The organism is Curtobacterium sp. ZW137 (assembly GCF_003762905.1).
Classification (GTDB): domain Bacteria; phylum Actinomycetota; class Actinomycetes; order Actinomycetales; family Microbacteriaceae; genus Curtobacterium.
Map to the genome: position 1 here is coordinate 339,961 of NZ_RJKS01000003.1, position 20,136 is coordinate 360,096.

The 20,136-nt window shown below is 70.6% G+C and carries 19 protein-coding genes; 6 read left to right on the forward strand and 13 right to left on the reverse strand.

Annotated features, from left to right (window positions below; all coding sequences use genetic code 11):
* Positions 1-2: 2 nt before the first annotated feature.
* Both EDF55_RS11255 and EDF55_RS11260 read left to right on the forward strand, forming a co-directional pair.
* The gene (locus EDF55_RS11255; protein ID WP_207909556.1) at positions 3-1,508 is read left to right on the forward strand and encodes an NAD-dependent succinate-semialdehyde dehydrogenase; all 1,506 of its coding nucleotides are present in this window, start codon (positions 3-5) and stop codon (positions 1,506-1,508) included.
* Positions 1,505-2,872, forward strand: a complete 1,368-nt coding sequence (locus tag EDF55_RS11260; protein WP_123655045.1) for an NAD(P)/FAD-dependent oxidoreductase — start codon at positions 1,505-1,507, stop codon at positions 2,870-2,872. The genes EDF55_RS11255 and EDF55_RS11260 overlap by 4 nt, the downstream gene beginning before the upstream one ends.
* A gap of 57 nt (positions 2,873-2,929) precedes the next feature.
* Here EDF55_RS11260 and EDF55_RS11265 read toward each other — a convergent pair whose 3' ends face one another.
* Positions 2,930-3,502: a TetR/AcrR family transcriptional regulator gene (locus EDF55_RS11265; RefSeq protein ID WP_123655046.1), complete on the reverse strand. Its 573-nt coding sequence runs from the start codon at positions 3,500-3,502 to the stop codon at positions 2,930-2,932.
* Between the two features lie 76 nt (positions 3,503-3,578).
* Here EDF55_RS11265 and EDF55_RS11270 point away from each other — a divergent pair, with 76 nt between their 5' ends.
* Both EDF55_RS11270 and EDF55_RS18825 read left to right on the forward strand, forming a co-directional pair.
* On the forward strand, positions 3,579-4,313 hold the full coding sequence (locus EDF55_RS11270; RefSeq protein WP_123655047.1) for an SDR family NAD(P)-dependent oxidoreductase: 735 nt from the start codon (positions 3,579-3,581) through the stop codon (positions 4,311-4,313).
* Positions 4,314-4,355: 42 nt separating this feature from the next.
* Positions 4,356-4,514, forward strand: coding sequence for a hypothetical protein (locus EDF55_RS18825; RefSeq protein ID WP_165931350.1), 159 nt, complete (start codon positions 4,356-4,358; stop codon positions 4,512-4,514).
* 17 nt (positions 4,515-4,531) lie between these two features.
* On the opposite strand, the gene EDF55_RS11275 is transcribed toward EDF55_RS18825, so the two are convergent.
* The 7 genes from EDF55_RS11275 to EDF55_RS11305 form a co-directional block, all read right to left on the reverse strand.
* Entirely contained in the window at positions 4,532-5,920 is a 1,389-nt protein-coding gene (locus EDF55_RS11275) for an NAD-dependent succinate-semialdehyde dehydrogenase (protein ID WP_123655048.1), read from the reverse strand.
* Complete coding sequence (locus tag EDF55_RS11280; protein WP_123655049.1) at positions 5,917-7,344, reverse strand: APC family permease; 1,428 nt, start codon at positions 7,342-7,344, stop codon at positions 5,917-5,919. The genes EDF55_RS11275 and EDF55_RS11280 overlap by 4 nt, the downstream gene beginning before the upstream one ends.
* A 179-nt stretch (positions 7,345-7,523) precedes the next feature.
* Positions 7,524-8,768: a type II toxin-antitoxin system HipA family toxin gene (locus EDF55_RS11285; protein ID WP_123655050.1), complete on the reverse strand. Its 1,245-nt coding sequence runs from the start codon at positions 8,766-8,768 to the stop codon at positions 7,524-7,526.
* The gene (locus EDF55_RS11290) at positions 8,765-9,082 is read right to left on the reverse strand and encodes a helix-turn-helix domain-containing protein (RefSeq protein ID WP_123655051.1); all 318 of its coding nucleotides are present in this window, start codon (positions 9,080-9,082) and stop codon (positions 8,765-8,767) included. The genes EDF55_RS11285 and EDF55_RS11290 overlap by 4 nt, the downstream gene beginning before the upstream one ends.
* Before the next feature lie 55 nt (positions 9,083-9,137).
* Positions 9,138-10,157: an agmatine/peptidylarginine deiminase gene (locus tag EDF55_RS11295; RefSeq protein ID WP_123655052.1), complete on the reverse strand. Its 1,020-nt coding sequence runs from the start codon at positions 10,155-10,157 to the stop codon at positions 9,138-9,140.
* A complete protein-coding gene (locus tag EDF55_RS11300; protein ID WP_123655053.1) occupies positions 10,154-11,221 on the reverse strand; it encodes a nitrilase-related carbon-nitrogen hydrolase in 1,068 nt (355 codons plus the stop codon). The genes EDF55_RS11295 and EDF55_RS11300 overlap by 4 nt, the downstream gene beginning before the upstream one ends.
* 26 nt (positions 11,222-11,247) lie before the next feature.
* Positions 11,248-12,117, reverse strand: a complete 870-nt coding sequence (locus tag EDF55_RS11305; RefSeq protein ID WP_123655054.1) for an aminoglycoside phosphotransferase family protein — start codon at positions 12,115-12,117, stop codon at positions 11,248-11,250.
* A gap of 256 nt (positions 12,118-12,373) precedes the next feature.
* Here EDF55_RS11305 and EDF55_RS11310 point away from each other — a divergent pair, with 256 nt between their 5' ends.
* Complete coding sequence (locus tag EDF55_RS11310) at positions 12,374-13,192, forward strand: SDR family oxidoreductase (RefSeq protein WP_123655055.1); 819 nt, start codon at positions 12,374-12,376, stop codon at positions 13,190-13,192.
* 9 nt (positions 13,193-13,201) lie between these two features.
* Here EDF55_RS11310 and EDF55_RS11315 read toward each other — a convergent pair whose 3' ends face one another.
* The 5 genes from EDF55_RS11315 to EDF55_RS11335 all read right to left on the reverse strand — a co-directional run bounded on the left by EDF55_RS11315 (position 13,202) and on the right by EDF55_RS11335 (position 18,561).
* The gene (locus EDF55_RS11315; RefSeq protein WP_260235892.1) at positions 13,202-13,855 is read right to left on the reverse strand and encodes a hypothetical protein; all 654 of its coding nucleotides are present in this window, start codon (positions 13,853-13,855) and stop codon (positions 13,202-13,204) included.
* Positions 13,852-15,171: an NAD(P)/FAD-dependent oxidoreductase gene (locus EDF55_RS11320; protein WP_123655056.1), complete on the reverse strand. Its 1,320-nt coding sequence runs from the start codon at positions 15,169-15,171 to the stop codon at positions 13,852-13,854. The genes EDF55_RS11315 and EDF55_RS11320 overlap by 4 nt, the downstream gene beginning before the upstream one ends.
* A 101-nt stretch (positions 15,172-15,272) precedes the next feature.
* The gene (locus tag EDF55_RS11325) at positions 15,273-16,637 is read right to left on the reverse strand and encodes an FAD-binding oxidoreductase (RefSeq protein WP_123655057.1); all 1,365 of its coding nucleotides are present in this window, start codon (positions 16,635-16,637) and stop codon (positions 15,273-15,275) included.
* A 2-nt stretch (positions 16,638-16,639) separates the two neighbouring features.
* Positions 16,640-18,082 carry an aspartate aminotransferase family protein gene (locus EDF55_RS11330; protein ID WP_123655058.1) on the reverse strand — a complete coding sequence of 481 codons (1,443 nt, stop codon included), beginning with the start codon at positions 18,080-18,082 and terminating at the stop codon, positions 16,640-16,642.
* A complete protein-coding gene (locus tag EDF55_RS11335; RefSeq protein WP_395867234.1) occupies positions 18,079-18,561 on the reverse strand; it encodes an Lrp/AsnC family transcriptional regulator in 483 nt (160 codons plus the stop codon). The genes EDF55_RS11330 and EDF55_RS11335 overlap by 4 nt, the downstream gene beginning before the upstream one ends.
* Before the next feature lie 113 nt (positions 18,562-18,674).
* Between EDF55_RS11335 and EDF55_RS11340 the strand changes: the two genes are divergently transcribed.
* A complete protein-coding gene (locus EDF55_RS11340; protein ID WP_123655060.1) occupies positions 18,675-20,135 on the forward strand; it encodes a gamma-aminobutyraldehyde dehydrogenase in 1,461 nt (486 codons plus the stop codon).
* Position 20,136: the final 1 nt, after the last annotated feature.

Consider the following 20,136-nt stretch of genomic DNA (forward strand, 5'->3'; position numbering starts at 1 on the left):
CGATGACCGAGACGACCAGCACCGAGCACGACCTCCTCGCCCGCGTCCCCGACGGGCTGTTCATCGACGGGGCGTGGGGCCCCGCGAGCGACGGCGGCACGTTCACGGTCCAGGACCCGTCCACCGGCGCGGTCATCGCGACCGTGGCGAGTGCCACCGCCGAGGACGGCCTCCGCGCACTCGACGCCGCGGACCGTGCCCGTGCGGCGTGGGCAGCCACCCCGCCCCGGAAGCGCGGGGAGCTCCTCCGAGCCGCCTTCGACCTGCTGCAGGAACGCCGCGACGACTTCGCGCTCCTGATGACCCTGGAGATGGGCAAGCCGCTCGCCGAGGCGAACGGCGAGGTCACCTACGGCGGCGAGTTCCTCCGCTGGTTCGCGGAGGAAGCGGTCCGCATCGGTGGGTCCTACGGCACCAACCCCGAGGGCACCGGCCGGACCATCGTCTCGCACAAGCCCGTCGGCCCCGCCTACCTGATCACCCCGTGGAACTTCCCGCTCGCGATGGCGACCCGGAAGATCGCCCCGGCGCTGGCGGCCGGCTGCACCGTGGTCGTGAAGCCCGCCGAGCTCACCCCGCTGACCACGCTGCTGTTCGTGGACCTGCTCCGGGAGGTCGGCGTGCCCGACGGCGTCGTGAACGTCGTCCCGACGACGAACGCCGCGGCCGTCTCCGAGCCGGTGATCGCGGACCCGAGGCTCCGGAAGCTGTCGTTCACCGGCTCCACGCCCGTCGGCCGCACGCTCCTCGCCCAGGCGTCCGCGAACGTGCTCCGCACCAGCATGGAACTCGGCGGCAACGCCCCGTTCCTGGTCTTCGCCGACGCCGACCTCGACGAGGCCGTGGCCGGGGCGCTCGCCGCGAAGTTCCGGAACACCGGGCAGGCGTGCACCGCCGCGAACCGGTTCCTCGTGCACGAGGACGTCGCCGAGGCGTTCGCCGACCGGCTCGTGGCGGAGGTCGAGGCGATGACCGTGGGGCGGGGCACCGAGGAGGGCGTGGCCATCGGCCCGCTCATCGACGACCGCGCCGTGGCGAAGGCCGACCGGCTCGTCACCGACGCGGTCGCCCGTGGTGCCACCGTCCGCACCGGTGGACACGCGGTCGAGGGCCCGGGCACGTTCTACGCGCCGACGGTCGTCACCGACGTGCAGCCGGGCAGCGACATCCTCACCGACGAGATCTTCGGCCCGGTCCTGGCGATCAGCACGTTCACCACCGACGACGAGGCGATCACCCGCGCGAACGACACCGAGTACGGTCTGGTCGCGTACGCGTTCACGGAGGACCCCGCTCGCGGGCAGCGCCTGATGGAGCGCCTGGAGACCGGCATGCTCGGCCTCAACACCGGGGTCGTCTCGAACGCCTCCGCCCCGTTCGGCGGTGTGAAGCAGTCCGGGATGGGCCGCGAGGGCGGCGCGGAGGGCATCTCCGAGTACCTGGAGACCATGTACACGCTCACCCCGGACCCGTTCCGGCAGCGCACCACGACAGGAGACGCACGATGATCGAGAGAGACGTCGTCATCATCGGCGCCGGCGTCACCGGCCTGACCGCCGCGACCCGCCTGGTCGCCGAGGGCAAGACCGTCGCCGTGCTCGAGGCCCGTGACCGCGTCGGCGGCCGCACCTGGACGAACGACATCGAGGGCGTGACGCTCGAGATCGGCGGACAGTGGGTGTCGCCCGACCAGACGGCACTGCTCGAGACCCTCGACGAACTCGGCCTCGAGACGTACGACCGCTACCGCGAGGGGTCCAGCGTCTACATCGACGCCGACGGCACCCGGACCGAGTACACCGGCGACATCTTCCCGCTGCCCGAGGCGACGGCGAACGAGATCGAGCGCCTGGTGTCCGTCGTCGACGAGTACGTCGCCCGGGTGGACCCCGCAGCGCCCTGGGAGTCGCCCGACGCGAAGCGCCTCGACGAGACGAGTTTCCGCGACTGGCTGCACGCCCTGAGCCCGGACCGCGTCGCGACCGACAACGTCGAGCTGTTCATCGCCGGTGCGATGCTCACCAAGCCCGCGCACGCCTTCTCGGCACTGCAGGCGCTGCTCATGGCCGCCTCGGCCGGCAGCTTCACGAACCTGGTCGACGCCGACTTCATCCTCGACAAGCGTGTCGTCGGCGGGATGCAGCAGGTCTCGCTCCGTCTCGCCGAGCGGCTCGGCGACGACGTGCACCTGAACGCTCCCGTCCGGACGCTCCGGTGGACGGACGAGGGCGTCGTCGCGATCGCCGACGGCGGCATCGAGGTGCACGCCCGGCAGGCGCTCGTCGCGGTCCCGCCGCCGCTCTACACGCGGATCTCCTACGACCCGCCGCTGCCCCGACGCCAGCACCAGCTCCACCAGCACCTGTCGATGGGCTTCGTGATCAAGGTGCACGCCGTCTACGACCGGCCGTTCTGGCGGGACGCCGGGCTCTCGGGCACCGCGTTCAGCCCGTACGAGCTCGTGCACGAGGCGTACGACAACACCTCGCACGGCAAGGAGCAGGGCACGCTGGTCGGGTTCATCTCGGACGAGCACGCCGACGCGGTCTTCGCGCTGAGCGCCGAGGAGCGGAAGGCCCGGGTCCTGCAGTCGCTGGTGCACTACTACGGGCCGGAGGCCGCCGACCCCGTCGTGTACTACGAGAGCGACTGGGGCACGGAGGAGTGGACCCGGGGCGCGTACGCGGCGAGCTTCGACCTCGGCGGTCTGGCACGCTACGGGGCGGACCAGCGTGCGGCCGTCGGTCCGATCCGCTTCGCGTCGAGCGACCTGGCCGGTGCCGGCTACCAGCACGTCGACGGTGCGGTCCGGATCGGCCGTGAGGTCGCTTCGGAGATCCTGGCCGCCCTGCCGCAGCCCGCGACGCTCTAGTCGCCACCAGATCCGGACGGGAGGCTCGGTGCCAGCTGGCACCGAGCCTCCCGTCGATCAGACGAGCCGGCCCGCAGCCGACCTGGCGGCCGCCGCCCACGGACGTGTCGCGTCGGCCTGCGCGCTCGCCATCGCGCCGTCGTAGAGCAGGCACAGCTGCAGCGCCGTGCCCGTCGGGTCGTCGTGCCCCGCCTCGGTCAGGAGGCCCTCGAAGAGCTGGCGTACCCAGTCCCGGTGCGCCAGCGTCACCTCGTGCGTGGGGTGACCCTCGCCGTACTCGGCCTCGGCGTTGATGAACGGGCATCCGTGGTACCCCGGCAGGACGAACCACTCGCCGAGCATGTCGAACACCGCGAGCAGGCGATCACGGGCGGTCTCGCCGCGTGACGGCAGCTCTGCCGCAACGTGCTCCTGCCACGCCGTGCTGCGCCCCGTGAGGTAGCCGACGACGAGGTCGTCCTTCGTCCGGAAGTGCGTGTACAGGCTCGCCTTGGAGATGTCCGCCGCCGCGGCGATCTGGTCGACGCCCACCGCGTGGATGCCCTGTTCGTAGAACAGCCGGTCGGCGGTGGCGACCGCACGCTCGTACGCGGGGCGGCGACGGGTTCGGGGTGCGGTCTGCTCGGGCATGGTTTGACAATACCAAACAGATCGGTACAGTTACCAGCATCAAACCGAACCGATCTGTTCAGACAGGACATCCATCATGACCAAGACCGCTCTCATCACCGGCGCCACGAGTGGCATCGGCCGCGCGACCGCCGAGCTCCTCGCCGCCCGAGGACTCCACGTCGTCGTCTCCGGCCGCAACGCCGAACGCGGCGACGCCGTCGTCCAGGGGATCCGTGCCGCCGGTGGTTCGGCCGACTTCGTGGCAGCCGACCTCCGCGACGAGGCGAGCGCGAAGGAGCTCGCCGCACGCGCATCGGAGCTCGGCGGCGGCCACGTCGACGTCCTCGTGAACAGTGCCGGGATCTTCCCGTTCGGTCCCACCGCATCGACCACGACGGAGGGCTTCGACGACGTGTTCGACGTGAACGTCAAGGCGCCGTACTTCCTGGTCGCGGCCCTCGCGCCGGCGATGGCGGGACGCGGTGACGGTTCGATCGTCAACGTGACGACGATGGTCGCCGAGTTCGGTGCGGCCGGCATGGGCATCTACGGCGCGAGCAAGGCGGCGCTGGTGCTGCTGACGAAGTCCTGGGCCGCCGAGTTCGGACCCGCGGGCGTGCGCGTCAACGCTGTGAGCCCCGGCCCGACCCGGACCGAGGGCACCGCCGCGATGGGGGAGAGCCTCGACGCGCTCGCCGCAGCAGGTCCCGCCGGCCGTCCGGGGACGGCGACCGAGGTGGCCGAGGCGATCGTGTTCCTCGCCACGGACGCGGCGTCCTTCGTGCACGGCGCGGTCCTGCCGGTCGACGGCGGGCGCATCGCGGTCTGACGCTGTGCGCGCCTCCACGCCGGTCCGCGTACGGTGCGCGGCATGAGTGACACCACGCCGAACGGATCCAGCGACCCCACCGAGGAGCAGGAGCAGCGCACGGCCGACCTGCCGGACGGCTCGCCGTCCGGGCACGCCACCGAGGACCCGCACGAGGACAGCGACCACGACTCCGGCGGCGAGCCGGCCGACCCGCAGTAGTCCTCGTCCGTCGGCGGTCAGCCGATGCGGATGAGCTTCTTGTTGACGAACTCGTCGGCGCCCAGCGGTCCGAGCTCGCGCCCGAAACCGCTCGCCTTGACCCCACCGAAGGGCAGTTCGGGGCTGTCCGCGCCGACGAGGTTCACGTAGACCATGCCCGCTTCGATGCGGTCCGCGACCCGGAGCGCCTGGTCGGCATCGGTCGTGAACAGGTACGACCCGAGGCCGTACGGGGTGTCGTTCGCGAGCCGGATCGCGTCGTCCTCGTCGGCGACGCGGTAGACGGCCGCCACGGGCCCGAAGAACTCCTCGCGGTACGCGTCGTTGTCGGGGGAGACGTCCGTCAGCACCGTCGGCGTGAAGGCGTTGCCGGATCGCTCTCCACCGGTCACGACCGTGGCGCCCTGCTCCTTCGCGGCCGTCAGCTGCTCCTCGAGTCGGTCGGCCGCGGCCGGTGACGACAGCGGGCCGAGTTCCGCTCCCGGCGTCGTCGGGTCCGTCGGCGCCACCGCTGCCATCGCCTCGGTGAACTTCGACAGGAACCCGTCGTACAGGTGGTCCGCGACGAGGAAGCGCTTCGCGGCGTTGCAGACCTGGCCGTTGCCCTCGAGGCGGGTCGCGACGGCGGACTCGACGACGGCGTCGAGGTCGTCGGTCGAGAGCAGGATGAACGGGTCGGACCCGCCGAGCTCCAGCACCACCTTGGTGAGGTTGCGGCCGGCGATCTCGGCGACCGCCGCACCCGCGCGGGCCGATCCGGTGAGCGAGACGCCCTGGACACGCGGATCGGCGATGACGTCGGCGATCTGGTCGTTCGTGGCGAACACGTTCGTGTACGCGCCCTCGGGGAAGCCCGCGTCGGCGAAGATCCGCTCGATCGCCAGCGCCGATTCCGGGCACTGCGGTGCGTGCTTCAGCAGGACGGTGTTGCCGATGACCAGGTTCGGGCCGGCGAACCGGGCGATCTGGTAGGCCGGGAAGTTCCACGGCATGATGCCGAGCACCACGCCGATGGAGTCCTTGCGGATGAAGGCGCTGCCGTCTGAGCCGGGAGCCAGCGTGATCGGCTCGTCCGCCAGGAAGCCCTCCGCGTGGTCGGCGTAGTAGTCGTAGATGTCGGCGCAGAAGTCGATCTCACCGACGGCCTGGTCGATCGGCTTCGCCATCTCGCGGACGATCGTCGCTGCGAGCTCGTCACGTCGTTCCCGGTAGAGCTCGGCGACGCGGTGCAGCAGCGCGGCGCGGTCGGCCACGGTGCTGGTGCGCTCCCGGTGTGCGCGGTCGGCGGTGTCGATCGCGGCCCGCAGTCCGTCGTCGGTGATCGTCGGGAACGTGGCGAGCGTGGTCCCCGTCGTCGGGTCGGTGACGGCGTAGACGGTGTCGGTGCTGGTGCTCGTGTCGGTCATCGGGGCTCCTGTGCCTGTTCGTCGGTCAGCTGCTTGTTCACGCCGGTCACCGGCTGGTTCTCGTCGAAGCCCTTCGGCTGGACCCGGAAGCCCTTCGTGATCACCAGCAGGTACACGAAGCCGATCGCGGCCCAGACGCCACCGGCGATGAGGGCGTCGGCGTGCAGCTGTGACCAGAGAACACCGGTGAGCAGCATCGCGACACCGGGCAGCACGATGTAGGCGAAGCGGTCCCGGGCCGTGTGCCGTCGTCCCTGCCGGTACGCGAAGTGCACGATGACCGTCGCGTTCACGAACGTGAAGGCGATGAGGGCGCCGAAGTTGATGTACGACGAGATGGTGTCGAGGGAGAAGGTCATCGCGAGCAGCGTGACCGCGCCGACGATGATCACGTTCGGGATGGGCGTCCGGGTACGGGGGCTGACGTAGCCGAACACCCGCTTCGGCAGCACGTTGTTCCGGCCCATCACCAGGAGCATGCGGGCGACGCTCGCGTGCGAGGCGAGACCGGAGGCCAGTGCCGCGACGAACCCGGCAGCCACGAGGACGGCCTGGAACACCGGGCCGCCGACGATCCGGCCGATCTGGGGGAGCGGGTCGTCGGTGAACTCGCCGAACGGGGCGTTCGTCGGGAAGCGGAGCTGCGCGAAGTACGCGGACACCAGGAAGATCAGGCCGCCGATGAGCACGGTCATCAGGATCGCCTTCGGCATGATCCGGATCGACTTCGCCTCTTCCGTGTACATCGTCACCGCGTCGAAGCCGATGAACGAGAAACACACGACCGTGGCACCGGTGAGGAGGGCCGACATCGTCACCCCGTCGTGCACGAACGGCTCCGTGCTGGCGATCGTCCCCGCCCCGGCACCGTGGACGAGCTCGATCACGGTGAACACCACGAACGCGATCATCGCGAGGATCGCCCCGATGAGCAGCACCATGTTGAGGTTCGACGTGCCGCGCATCGACAGGCAGATCACCGTCGTGACGAAGACCGTGTAGACCACGACCGTCACCCAGGCCGGCAACGCGGGGAAGACCTGCTCGAGGTACAGCCGGATGATGAGTGCGTTCACCATCGGCAGCAGGAGGTAGTCCAGCAGCGACGCCCAGCCGACCATGAAGCCGGCGTTCGGGTGGATGGACTCCCGGACGTACGTGTACGCGGAGCCGGCGGCCGGGTAGACGCGGACCATCTTCCCGTAGCTCACCGCCGTCAGGAGCATGATCACCAGTGCGATCAGGTACGCGCTCGGGACCGCGCCGTTCGTCTCGCCGGACACGATCCCGAATGTGTCGAACACCACGGTCGGGGTCATGTAGCCGAGACCGAGGCCGACGATCGCCCAGAGACCGAGGCTCCGCTTCAGGGAGCCGCCGCGGGCGGGTGCCGTCGGTGCGGCGACCGCGATGGGTGATGCCATGGGAGTTCCCTCCTCGGCGCGAACGGGTGTCGCGGGGCCGGGGTCCGTGCGTCGTCGCGTGGACCGGTTGCAGAACCCTACCGACGGGCGAGCGTCGGGCGGAGTGGACGCGGTGTACTTCTGTGGCGGGCCAGGTGTACACCGCGTCAGGTGTCATCGGAGGGTTGTCACCGGAGGATTCAGTTCGCGGCGGCCCTGAGCGTGGCGAGCCCTTCGACGAACGAGTGCTCGAAACGCGTCAGATCTGACGAGCGCACGCCGTTCGCCGCAGCGACGTCGCGCCAACGGTCCAGCGCTCCGACGATGACGGTGAGCTCCGCTCTCGCCTGTGTTGGGGAGAGTCGGCACAACTCGGCGAACGCGATCAGCCCCTCGGCCTGGCTCCGCCCGTGATCCGTCCCGACGATCGTCGTCTGACGAGCAGCCGTGTCGGGATTCGGGTTCAGATCGAAGGCAGGGCTGAGCGCCCACCCGCCGCGATCGCGGAGGAACCCGTGGTTCCGGAGGTGGTCGTCGGTGTTGTTGAGGCCGACGCTGACGGCCGCCCTGCGGAACAGTTCGCGAGCGTCGCTGCTCGGCCGGCTGCTCATCTCGGGTAGCCGCTCGACGATGTCTCCGTAGTCCGAGGTCTGCCCATCCCGTTGCTCGAGCACGGTCATCGCGCTCAGGTAACCGATCCGACGACGCTTCGCGCGGTCGAAGCGCTCGAGCAGCAGGAGGTGGCGTCCGTCGACGCGAGAGAGGTGATGCGGCGCCACCGTGACGCCCGCGGCGCTGGCGAGGTCGAGGGCCGTGGCTTCCCATGCCATGACGTCCCAGGCGTCCGCGTGGTGCGGGAACTTCGCGATGAGCGCCCGACCGTCATCGCCGAGCACGGACGCCTTGGGACGTGCCCCTCCGAGCGACCCGGTCCCGGCGTCCAGCAAGGCCTTCACCGCCATGTAGTCCTCGGTGTCGCCACTGGCAACGTCCGCGGCACGGAGCAGCTCGGGGAGGTGCACCAGCTTCGGAACGTCATGACCGGGGTCGAGGAACGCGCCGCCCGCCTCTGTGCGGAAGCGCAGCGCTCCATGACGTGTGGCGTCACTGACGCGCAGGAGGTAGTCGACGTCATCAAGCGTCCGCGATGCTCGCGATTCCAGTCCAGCCCGCGCACGCTCCTGCTTCTGGATGAGATTGCGCCCCCAGCGATCCGGCGCCGAATCGCTGAAGGCGCCAGGGAGTCCGGGCGTGTACTGCGTGCCGGACGTGAGGCGGAACGCCGGGTCGACTGCGTACGACGTCGGCCGGGCGAGGTAGTCGGTCTCGTACTGGAAGGTCGTCCCCTGCAGCCGACCGCGGCTCCGCTGGAACTGCGCTCGTCCGACGAACACCGTGGTGTCGTCGAGTTCGATGTGCACTTCGACCTCGTCGCGACCCGTCATCGGATCCGCTTCCGGAGGAGCATGTCCGCCCTCGCCCTGCCGAGATCGGTGCGCAGCGGATCCAGCGCCTCGGTGAGGGTGTCGAGGATGCCGAGCGCGCGGGCGACACGGAGCACGATGTGGAAGCCGACGCTCGGATCACCGTGCTCGAGCTTCCGGAGGGTGTCTCGGGTGATGTCGGCGCGGTCCGCGACCTGCTCGGCCGTGAGTCCGAGGATCCTGCGCCAGCCTGCGAAGTCCGCGCCGATGTCCCGAGCGGACCGCGCGACCGCTGTGGGCAGTGCTCGCCCGGTGCTGCTCCTCGGTTCGTCCATGACGACCACAATACGCACTAACGGCATTAAAGACGAGTACCATCGTCATTGTTGGTCAAGAGGACTGGGGCTGCTGCTGGGTGATGCAGTGCAGGCCGCCCCCGCGTGCGAAGACCTCGCGGGCGTCGACCGACCGGATCTCACGGCCCGGGTACACGTCCGCCAGGATGCCCCGTGCGCGGTCGTTGGCCGCTGCCTCGGCGTCGCCGAAGGCACACGCGATGACCGCGCCGTTCACCACGACGTGGTTGACGTAGTTCCAGTCCACCGGGCCGTCGTCGTCGGTCAGCGTCGCCGGCGCCGGGATCTCGACGACGGTCGCGTCGGTGGCGACCTCGATGGCCCGCCGGACCTGCGGCATGACGACGTGGTCGGGGTGCGCGGCGTCCGGCTGCGCGTGCAGCAGGACGGTCGCCTCGTCCGTGAACGTCGCGATCATGTCCACGTGTCCGCGGGTCCCGAGGCCGTCGTAGTCCCGCGTGAGCCCCCGGGGGAGCCAGATCACGTCCGTCGCCCCGATCGTCCGCGCGAGCTCCTCCTCGACGCGGGCGCGGTCGGCATAGGGGTTCCGCCGCGGGTCGAGCTGCACGGTCTCCGTGACCATCACCCGTCCCCCGCCGTCGACGTGGATCGCCCCGCCCTCGTTCACCAGGAGCGACGGGATCCGCTCGACACCGGCGGCCCGTGCGACCGTCGCGGCGATCTCCGCGTCCCGGGTCCACGTCGCCCAGGCGTTGGCGCCCCAGCCGTTGAAGACCCAGTCGACGGCGCCGATCGCTCCGGTCTCGTCGTCCACGACGAAGGTCGGTCCGATGTCGCGCATCCAGAAGTCGTCGAGCGGGGCTTCGAGCACTTCGACGGCGCTCGAGAGCAGCCGCGCAGCGTCCGCACGGGCGACCGGGTCCACCACGATGGTGACCGGCTGGTACTCGCTGATCGTGTTCGCGGTCGCGGCCCATGCCTCGCGTGCCGCCTCGGCGCTCGCCGCGTCGTCACCGAGCGTGTGTCCGGGACGGGGGAACGCCATCCAGGTGCGTTCCTGCGGAGCAGTCTCCGCCGGCATCCGCCAGCTCACGACCGCACCGCCGTCGCCGTGTGGTCGGCGGTCGTCGCGGTGGCGGTCCCGTCCGTGGTCGGCTGGTCCGGTCGGGAGGCCAGGGTCGCCTCGACCGCGCCGTACCCGTCGCGGACGGGGTCGACCGCACCCACCAGTCCGTCGTACAGGTCGGGTCGCCTCGTCAGGTAGAAGGGGAAGAGCCGCAGCCACTCCGTCCGGGCGTCGAGGTCGAGGTCGGCGACCAGGACCACGCTCGCGTCGCGAGGGGCCTCGGCGAGGACCCGACCGAACGGGTCGGAGATGAACGACGAGCCGTAGAAGGTGATGTCGCCCTCGTCGCCCCACCGGTTCGGGACGACCATGAACTGGCCGGCCGTGATCCCGTTCGCCACGATGACGTGCCGCCAGATCGAGGCGGTGTCGAAGTCCGGGAACGTCGGTTCGGAGCCGATCGCCGTGGGGTAGGCGAGGACTTCGGACCCGGCGAGGCCGTAGGAGCGTGCGACCTCGGGGAACCACTCGTCCCAGCACGTCGGCAGTCCGACACGGGCACCGAGACCGGTCGGCTCGTACACCGGGAACGCATCGTCGTCGGCGCCCGGGCGGAAGTAGGTGTCCTCGTAGTACCCGGCGCTGATCGGGATGTGGGTCTTCCGGGTCCGGCCGACGAGCGTGCCGTCCGGGGCGACGAGGATCGCCGTGTTGTAGCCGCGGGGGTCGTCGGGCTGGTCGTCGTCCGCCGGGCGTTCGTAGAGCGAGGCGTGCACGAACAGGCCGTGCTGCCGCGCCTGGTCCCGGGCGAAGGTCATGGTGGGTCCGTCCGCGAGGTCCTCGGCGAGGTCCTTCGGCACGCCGCTCGCGGGGGTGTCGCCCGGGTACCGGAGCAGCGTCAGCTCGGGCAGGAACACCGCGCGGGCGCCGTTCGCCGCCGCTGCCGCGATGCCCTCCGCGAGCTGTCGGCGGTGCGCCTCGGGATCCTCGAGCCAGCGCATCTGCACCAGGGCGACACGGGTCGACCGGCGGGGTTCGCCGGTGTCCTCGTGGAGGGGGGAAGCGACCGGGGGAGCGATGACGACGTCCATGGCGCCATTGTTGACCACGCGATCAACTACCGCAAGGGGTCACCGTGGTCGAACGCTGCGAGGGCATCGGCCAGCATCCGGTGCCCCTGGTCCTCGAACCGCTCGTCGCCGACCGCGTACGCCCACACCGCGGTGCCGACGGCTTCGCGGAGCTGGAGCCAGCGCCAGGCCTCCGGGTCACGTGGGTCGTCACCGTAGCCGTCGAAGAAGGCCCGTTCGAGCGCCGGCTCGTGCTGCCAGTGCAGGACGGCGAGCCGTGTCAGGTCGAGGGCTCTCGGGCGCAGGGCGAAGCGCCCGAAGTCGATCATCCGCAGGCGGCCGTCGTCGACGATCCAGTTCCGGGGATGCCAGTCGCCGTGCGTCGGTACGAGGGTGACCGGGCCGGCGTCGAACGACTCCAGGTGGGCTCGCGCCCGCGCGGCGATGTCGTCCGGGATCCGGTGCTCCGACGCCAGCGCGTCCAGGGCCTTGCGGGACTCGCGGACCAGGAAGTCGTCGGACGGGGCCGCGTGCTGGTCGTGGAACCGGCGGAGGAGCGCGCCGGCCTGGCGGTGCACCTCCGGCGACGTCTCGTCGGGGCTCCCGAGGGCGAGGTGGCCGGGGACCCGGTCCAGCACGAGGACGCGGCGTTCCTCGTCGGCTGCCACGAGTGCCGCGGTGTCGCCGGTGCGCACGAAGGGGGCGGTCCACCGGCGGTGCGCGAGGAGCTCCCTCGGGAAGTGGGTGTTCTCCGGGCCGGCGGCCTTCACCGTGTACTCACCCGCTGTTCCCGCGACGTGCAGGACGACCGTGTCGAGGAGTCCCCACGAGTCGTTCGCCAGCACCCGTGCCCCTGGCACCGAGGCGCGGACGACCTCGACCTGCTCGTCGCTGAGACCTGTGCTCCCCCACCGCATCCCGAAAACCTACTCGCCTGCCCAACCGCGCCGATTGACGGGCCCCTGGTGTGCCGTATCGTTTTCCGCAAGAGCGTCGGGCTTGGACCGACGTGCATACCCCGGGAACCCCTCGCGCTGCGAGGGGTTCCTTGTTTCTGCGAGGCGCCCCGCATCGAAGCCGGAAGTGTCCGAAGGGCGCAGCCGTCACCCGGGCGTCCAGGTCGCACCGACCGGGGCGGCGTTGCCTGGTCGGCGTCAGATCTCAGGAGGACACATGAGCAAGACCTGGTTCATCACCGGCGCATCGAAGGGCTTCGGCCGCGAGTGGGCGGAGGCCGCCCTGGAACGCGGGGACTCCGTCGCCGGCACCGCCCGGAACACCGACGACGTGCAGGCCCTCGTCGAGCAGTACCCGGACACGTTCCTCGGACTCCAGCTCGACGTCACGGACCGTGCCGCCGACTTCGCCGCGGTGCAGCGGGCAGCTGAGCACTTCGGCTCGCTCGACGTCGTCGTCAACAACGCCGGCTACGGCCACTTCGGCATGATCGAGGAGCTCACCGAGGACGAGGTCCGCGGCCAGCTCGAGACGAACCTGTTCGGTGCGCTCTGGGTCACCCAGGCGGCGCTGCCGATCATGCGTGCCCAGGGCTCCGGGCACGTCATCCAGGTGTCGAGCATCGGCGGGATCAGTGCGTTCCCGACGGTCGGCGCCTACCACGCGTCGAAGTGGGCGCTCGAGGGCTTCTCGCAGTCGCTCTCGCAGGAGGTCGCCGGCTTCGGCATCTCGGTGACGCTGGTCGAGCCCGGCGGGTTCTCGACCGACTGGTCCGGCCCGTCGTCGAAGAAGAGCGAGGAGAACCCCGCCTACGCAGTGGTGCGGGAGGCCGCGTCGAAGCGTCCGTCGGCGGCGGACCCCGGCAAGCCCGAGGCCACCCGCTCCGCGATCCTCAAGGTCGTCGACGCCGAGCAGCCCCCGCTCCGGGTGTTCTTCGGCAAGGCGCCGCTCGGCATCGCCGAGAAGGACTACGAATCGCGTCTGGCGACGTGGCGCGAGTGGCAGCCGGTGTCGGAGGAGGCGCACGGCGCCTGACCTCGACGGTCAGGCGATGATGTTGACCGCGCGCGAGATGACCAGCGCCATCAGGATGAACCCGCCGACCGACTGGTAGGCCATGATCATCTTCGCGCGGACGGTCATCGGCATCGTGTCGGTCGGGCTGAACGCCACCATGTTGGTGAGCCCCACGTAGAGGTAGTCCAGGTACACCGGACGCCACGACGCCGTGCGCTCGTCGGTCTCCTGGGGGAACTGGAAGTCCGCCTCGTCCGACTTCCAGAGCCCGGGACGCCGCCGGGCCACGGGGCCGCCGCGGTCGAGCTCCCAGTAGACGAGCCCGAAGGCGATGATGCTGCTGACCCACACCTGCAGCGCGGTCAGGAGCACGGCGCCGCCGTCCGCGTGCCCGTTGAGGAGCACCATGACGGTGCGGATCACGGTGAGCTGGTTCGCGACGGTGAGCATGATCGCGAGGCCGAACGAGAGCCACCGTGACCAGGTCGTCTCGCGCGACAACCGCCGCGGGTTGAACACGATCAGCGGCACGAGGAGCAGGACGCCGAGCAGCGGGACGACCCACGACGGGAAGAACAGCACCTGGCTCGGCAGGAACAGGGCGAGCGCGAGGTTGACCAGGATCGCGGCGGCCACCGGGAAGCGGTGTTCGTGCTGGTGTCTGACCTTCGTCGGGCTCACGCGCCGAGTGTAGATGCCAGTTCCGCCGGCGTGACCTGCCTGCCGAGGATCCGCGACGCCGCACGGAGCCCCGAGTTCAGCGCCCCGTGCACCGTCGCGGGGTCGTCGCCCCACGTGGCCTCGCCGGCGAGCTGCACGCGCCCGGACGGTGTCCCGAGCAGGTCGTGGTCGTCGGTCGACGCGCCGACGTGCAGGTACGAGTACGCGCCGCGTGCGAAGGGGTCGGCGGCCCAGCGGGTGATGCGGAACGCCGTCGGGTCGGGGACGGCATCGCCGAACATGCGGCGGAGCGCGGTGACGCCCTCGGCCACGATCTCGTCGTCCGTCAGGGTCTCGATCCGCCGTGCGCCGGCACCGCCGAGCAGCGCAGCGAGCACGGGCTCCCCGGTCACCCGGGACATGTCGTACCAGGAGTGCCAGTCGACCCCGGCGGACCCCTGCTGCCGGATCACCCACGTGTCCCAGAACTGCTCGGGGAACCGCAGGAACACCTTGTCGTAGACGCCCATGCCGAGTCGGTCGAGCGCTCCGGCGGCCGGACCGGCCAACGGCGGGTCGAACACGACGTCACCGGCCCTGAGCACGCCGAGCGGCACGGTCACGACGACCTCGGCGGCGCAGAACTCCGAACCGTCGGTCGTGGTCACCTTGACCCGCTCGTCGTTCTGGTGGACCACGGCGACGACGGCGTCGGTGCGCACGTCGAGCCCGCCGGCCAATGCCGCGGCGTACTGCCCGTACCCGCCGGGGAAGACGACCTCGTCGCCGGGGACGTGCTCCTCCTCGAGCCCGTGGGCGTCGAGGTCGGTGACGGGGGCGCCGCAGAGGTCCTCGGACCGGTGGGCCATGTACTCCTGCACGCGCAGGGCGCGCGCGCCGGACCAGCCGAGCGACGCCAGCACGGTCGCGACGGCCTCGGCGTACGTGGTCCCCGGGGCGGCGTCCGCCACGATGGACTCCAGCAGCCCGTCGACGGTGTGCAGATCGGCCACGAACGCACCCGGGTCGGCCACCGGCGCTCCGGACGGGTCGTGCCAGGCGATCGGCCGCCCGTCGAACTGGAAGCTGCCGACGGTGAACTCGACGGTGTCGATCCCGAACGCGGACGCCAGGGACCACAGCGGGTTGCCGTCGATGCCGTGGATCCACGAGGCGCCGAGGTCGACGGGCACGCCGAGCGCGGGGTCCGTCCAGGTGCGACCACCGATGCGGTCTCGGGCCTCGAGCACGACGACGTCGCGGCCGGCGAGGGCCAGGGCACGCGCGGCGGCCAGCCCGGCGACGCCGGCTCCGACGACGATCACGTCGACGCCCATCAGCACAGCCCGCCCATCAGCACAGCCCGCCCATCAGCACAGCCCGCCCATCAGTACAGCCCGCCCATCAGCACAGCCCGCCCATCAGTACAGCCCACCCATCAGTGATCTCCGGTCAGTGGCGCCATCAGCCGGGCGGCGAGGCTCGCGCGCCCGGTCAGCCGTTCCTCGCGGTCGGCGAGGTCGGTGGCGACGAGTCCGGCGTTCGCCCCGAGGAACCGCAGCGGCTCCGGCTCCCAGTCGGGGGAGCGGTGCCCCACCCACGGCAGCGCGGTCAGCGGCGTCGAGACGCCCCGCACGAGGTCGGCGAGCGTCCGTCCGGCCAGGTTCGTCGTCGAGAGGCCGTCCCCGACGTACCCGCCGGCCGAGCCGACGGATCCGTCCCAGGTCACCGAGGCGCACCAGTCGCGCGGCACCCCGAGCGGCCCGCCCCAGGTGTGCGTGATCGGAGCGTCCGCCACCACCGGGAAGAGCTCGACGAGCGACCGGCGGAGGTGCTGGAAGACCCGGGGGACCCGGTCGTACCCGGGGGTGATCGAGGACCCCCAGTGGTACCGGGCGCCCCGCCCGCCGAACGCGAGCCGGTCGTCCGCGGTCCGCTGCCCGTAGACGAGCAGGTGCCGGTAGTCGGAGAAGGTCTGTCCGTGTTCGAGGCCGATGCGCTCCCACGCGGACGCCGGCAGCGGCGCGGTCGCGATCATCAGCGAGTACAGCGGCAGGATCCGCCGCTTCGTCTGCTCCAGCGACGCGCCGTACCCCTCGGTGGCGACGACGACCGCGCCGGCCGAGACGGTCCCGCGGGTGGTGACCACACGCCCTGGAGCCCACGACACGGCGGGCGTGTGCTCCGCGATGACGACGCCACGGGCCTCCAGTGCGGCTGCGAGCCCACGGACCAACGCGGCCGGCTGCACCCGCGCGCAGTCCGGGGTCCACGCCACACCGAGGGTGTCCGTCGCGTCACCGCGACGGCCGTCCCGGTACGTCATGTCGTCGCCCCAGTCGGACGACGACGCGACCTCCGCGCGGGCCGCGCGGTCCTGGACCTCGGAACGTGCGTAGAGGACGGTGCCGCCCTTGACGTAGTCGCAGTCGATGTCGGCCTCGGCCGCTGCGCGACCGACCTCGTCGACGGTGTCGCGCATGGCCGCGCGCATGGCGAGCGCGGCCTCGCGGCCGTCGTGCTGCGCGATGGACTCCGCGGACCGCGGGAAGAGCGCCGAGCACCAGCCGCCGTTCCGTCCGGAGGCGCCGAACCCGGCGATCTCGCGTTCGACGACGACGATCTGGAGGCTCGGATCACCCTGGTGCAGGTACCACGCGGTCCAGAGACCGGTGAGTCCGCCGCCGATGATGCAGACGTCCGCCGAGCGGTCGCCGTCGAGGGGCGGCCGGGGCGTCAGGTCGTCGCGGCCGGATGCCACGAGCTGGTCCAGCCAGAACGAGACGCCCCGGTAGCCCGTCACGATCAGATCTTCGAGGACGCCTCGGACAGCACGCTCCGCAGGATCGAGGTGATCTCGCGGAACTCGGGCTGCCCGATGGTGAGCGGCGGTGCGAGCTGCACGACGGGGTCGCCGCGGTCGTCGGCGCGGCAGTACAGCCCCGCGTCGAAGAGCGCCTTGGACAGGAACCCGCGGAGCAGACGCTCGGACTCGTCGTCGTCGAACGTCGTCTTCGTGGCCTTGTCCTTCACGAGCTCGATGCCGTAGAAGTACCCGGCACCGCGGACGTCACCGACGATCGGCAGGTCGAGCAGGGTGTCCAGCTCGGCCTTGAAGAGCGGGGCGTTCTGCTGCACGTTCGCGAGCAGTCCCTCTTCCTCGAAGATGTCGAGGTTCTCCATCGCGACCGCTGCGGAGACCGGGTGCCCGCCGAACGTGTACCCGTGGTAGAAGGTCGTGTCGCCCTTGGAGAACGGCTCGAACAGCTTGTCGCTGATGATCGTGGCGCCGATCGGGGAGTACCCGGAGGTCATCGCCTTGGCGCAGGTGATCATGTCCGGCACGAAGTCGTAGGTGTCGCAGGCGAACATCGTGCCGATGCGACCGAACGCGCAGATGACCTCGTCGGAGACCAGGAGCACGTCGTACTCGTCGCAGATCTCGCGGACCCGCTGGAAGTACCCGGGCGGCGGGGTGAAGCAACCGCCGGAGTTCTGCACCGGCTCGAGGAAGACGGCGGCGACGGTGTCGGGACCCTCGAACTCGATCATCTCGCGGATGCGCTCGGCGGCCCAGTAGCCGAACTCCTCTTCGCTCTGCCCGGCGAAGCCCATCTCGTCGGCGCGGTAGTAGTTCGTGTTCGGCACACGGAGGCCACCGGGCGTCAGCGGCTCGAACATCTGCTTCATCGCGGGGATGCCGGTGATCGCGAGCGCTCCCTGCGGGGTGCCGTGGTACGCCACCGCACGCGAGATCACCTTGTGCTTCATCGGCTTGCCGCGGAGCTTCCAGTAGTACTTCGCGAGCTTGAAGGCGGTCTCGACCGCCTCACCACCACCGGTGGAGAAGAACACCTTGTTGAGGTCGCCGGGCGCCAGGTCGGCCAGGCGGTCGGCGAGCTCGATCGCGGCGGGGTGCGCGTAGGACCAGATCGGGAAGAAGCTCAGCGTCTCGGCCTGCTTCGCCGCCATCTCGGCCAGGCGCTTCCGGCCGTGCCCGGCGGCGACGACGAACAGGCCGGAGAGCCCGTCGATGTAGCCCTTGCCGTGGCTGTCGTAGACGTGGTGGCCCTCGCCGCGCACCATGATCGGCACGTCGGCACCGGCCTGGTTCGCACCGTGCCGGGCGAAGTGCATCCACAGGTGGTCGCGGGACTTCTGCTGCAGGGCTGCGTCGTCCACCGGGGCGAACGGGTCGTAGGAGCCGAGCCGCGTGGGCTGTTCGGTCTTCTGGTCGGAGATGGTCATCGCGTTCCCCAGTCGTAGAGCTGTTTGCGGAGTTGCAGGTAGACGAAGGTCTCGGTGCCGGTCACACCCGGGATGGCCCGGATCGTGCCGTTGAGCAGTTCGATGAGGTCGTCGTCGTCTTCGCAGACGACCTCCACCATGAGGTCGAAGCTGCCGGCGGTCATCACGAGGTAGTCGACCGCCAGGAGCTTCTCGAGTTCGTCGGCGACCTTGCGGGTGTCGCCGCCCACGCGGATGCCGATCATCGCCTGCCGGTGGAACCCGAGCTGCATGGGGTCCGTGACCGCGACGATCTGCATGACGCCGGTCTCGGTGAGCTTCTGCACGCGCTGCCGGACCGCCGCCTCGCTGAGACCGACCGCCTTGCCGATCTCGCCGTACGGACGGCGCCCGTCCGCCTGGAGCTGTTCGATGATGCGCTTGGAGATGTCGTCGATCGGTCCCGGACGTCGTGGTGCTGCCGCCATGCCGGACAGCATGGCAGCGCCGTCGTCGAGAAAGCAAGGGATTCCGTTGTGAACAACGTGTTTCGCGACGATTTCCGTTGTTACAAGTCTTCCGAACCATGGGAAAGCGTGCCAGTATCGCCGCCATGCTGGACAGCACGAACACGGCGACGGCCACGGCGACGCGGGAACTCCGGAACTTCGTCGGAGGCGCGTCCGTCGAGTCACGCTCGGACACCGCGTTCGGCCTGGTCGACCCGACGACCGAGGCCGAGTACGGCCGGTCGCCGATCTCCACCGCGGCGGACGTCGACGACGCCTTCACCGCCGCGAGCACCGCGTTCGAGACCTGGCGCCGCACGACCCCGGGGGAGCGCCAGCTCGCGCTGTTCCGGATCGCGGACGCGATGGAACAGCGTGCGGAGGAGTTCGCGGACCTGGAGTCACTCGACACCGGGAAGCCCCGCGCCACCCTGGTCGAGGACGAGATCCTGCTCTCCGTCGACCAGATCCGCTTCTTCGCCGGAGCCGCCCGGAACCTCGAGGGCCGGAGCGCCGGCGAGTACATGGCCGACCACACGTCGTTCGTCCGGCGCGAGCCGATCGGCGTCGTCGCCCAGGTCACCCCCTGGAACTACCCGCTCAACATGGCGGTGTGGAAGTTCGCCCCGGCGCTCGCCGCGGGGAACACCACCGTCCTGAAGCCGAGCGACACGACGCCCCTGTCCACGCTGCTCCTCGCCGAGGTCGCCGCGGAGTTCCTGCCACCCGGCGTCCTCAACGTCGTCGTGGGGGACCGGACCACCGGCGCCGCGATGATCGACCACCCGACGCCGCAGCTGGTGTCCATCACGGGATCCGTCCGCGCCGGCATGGAGGTCGCCCGCGCCGCCGCCGGTGACCTGAAGCGCACGCACCTGGAACTCGGCGGGAAGGCCCCGGTGATCGTGTTCGACGACGCCGACATCCCCGCCGCGGTCGCCGGCATCGTCGCCGCCGGGTTCTTCAACGCCGGGCAGGACTGCACCGCGGCCACCCGGCTGCTCGTGCAGGACGGCATCCACGACGAGTTCGTGGCGGCGCTCGCCGAGGCGGCCAGGACCGACGCGCAGACCGGCCCGGACGCCTCGACCCCGTACTTCGGCCCGGTCAACAACGTGAACCAGCTCACGCACGTGCAGGACTTCATCGACACGCTCCCCGACCACGCCACGATCGAGCTCGGTGGTGCGCGGCAGGGCGACGTCGGCTACTTCCACCAGGCGACGATCGTGTCCGGGCTCCGGCAGGACGACCGCGCCGTGCAGCAGGAGATCTTCGGCCCGGTGCAGACCGTCCAGCGGTTCAGCACCGAGGCGGAGGCGCTCCGCTGGGCGAACGGTGTCGAGTACGGCCTGGCGAGTTCGGTGTGGACGACCGATCATGCGCGGGCGATGCGCTTCGCCCGCGACCTCGACTTCGGGTGCGTGTGGATCAACACACACATCCCGATCGTCGCCGAGATGCCGCACGGCGGCTTCAAGCACTCCGGCTACGGCAAGGACCTGTCCCAGTACGGGTTCGAGGACTACACCCGCATCAAGCACGTCATGTCCTACATCGGCTGAA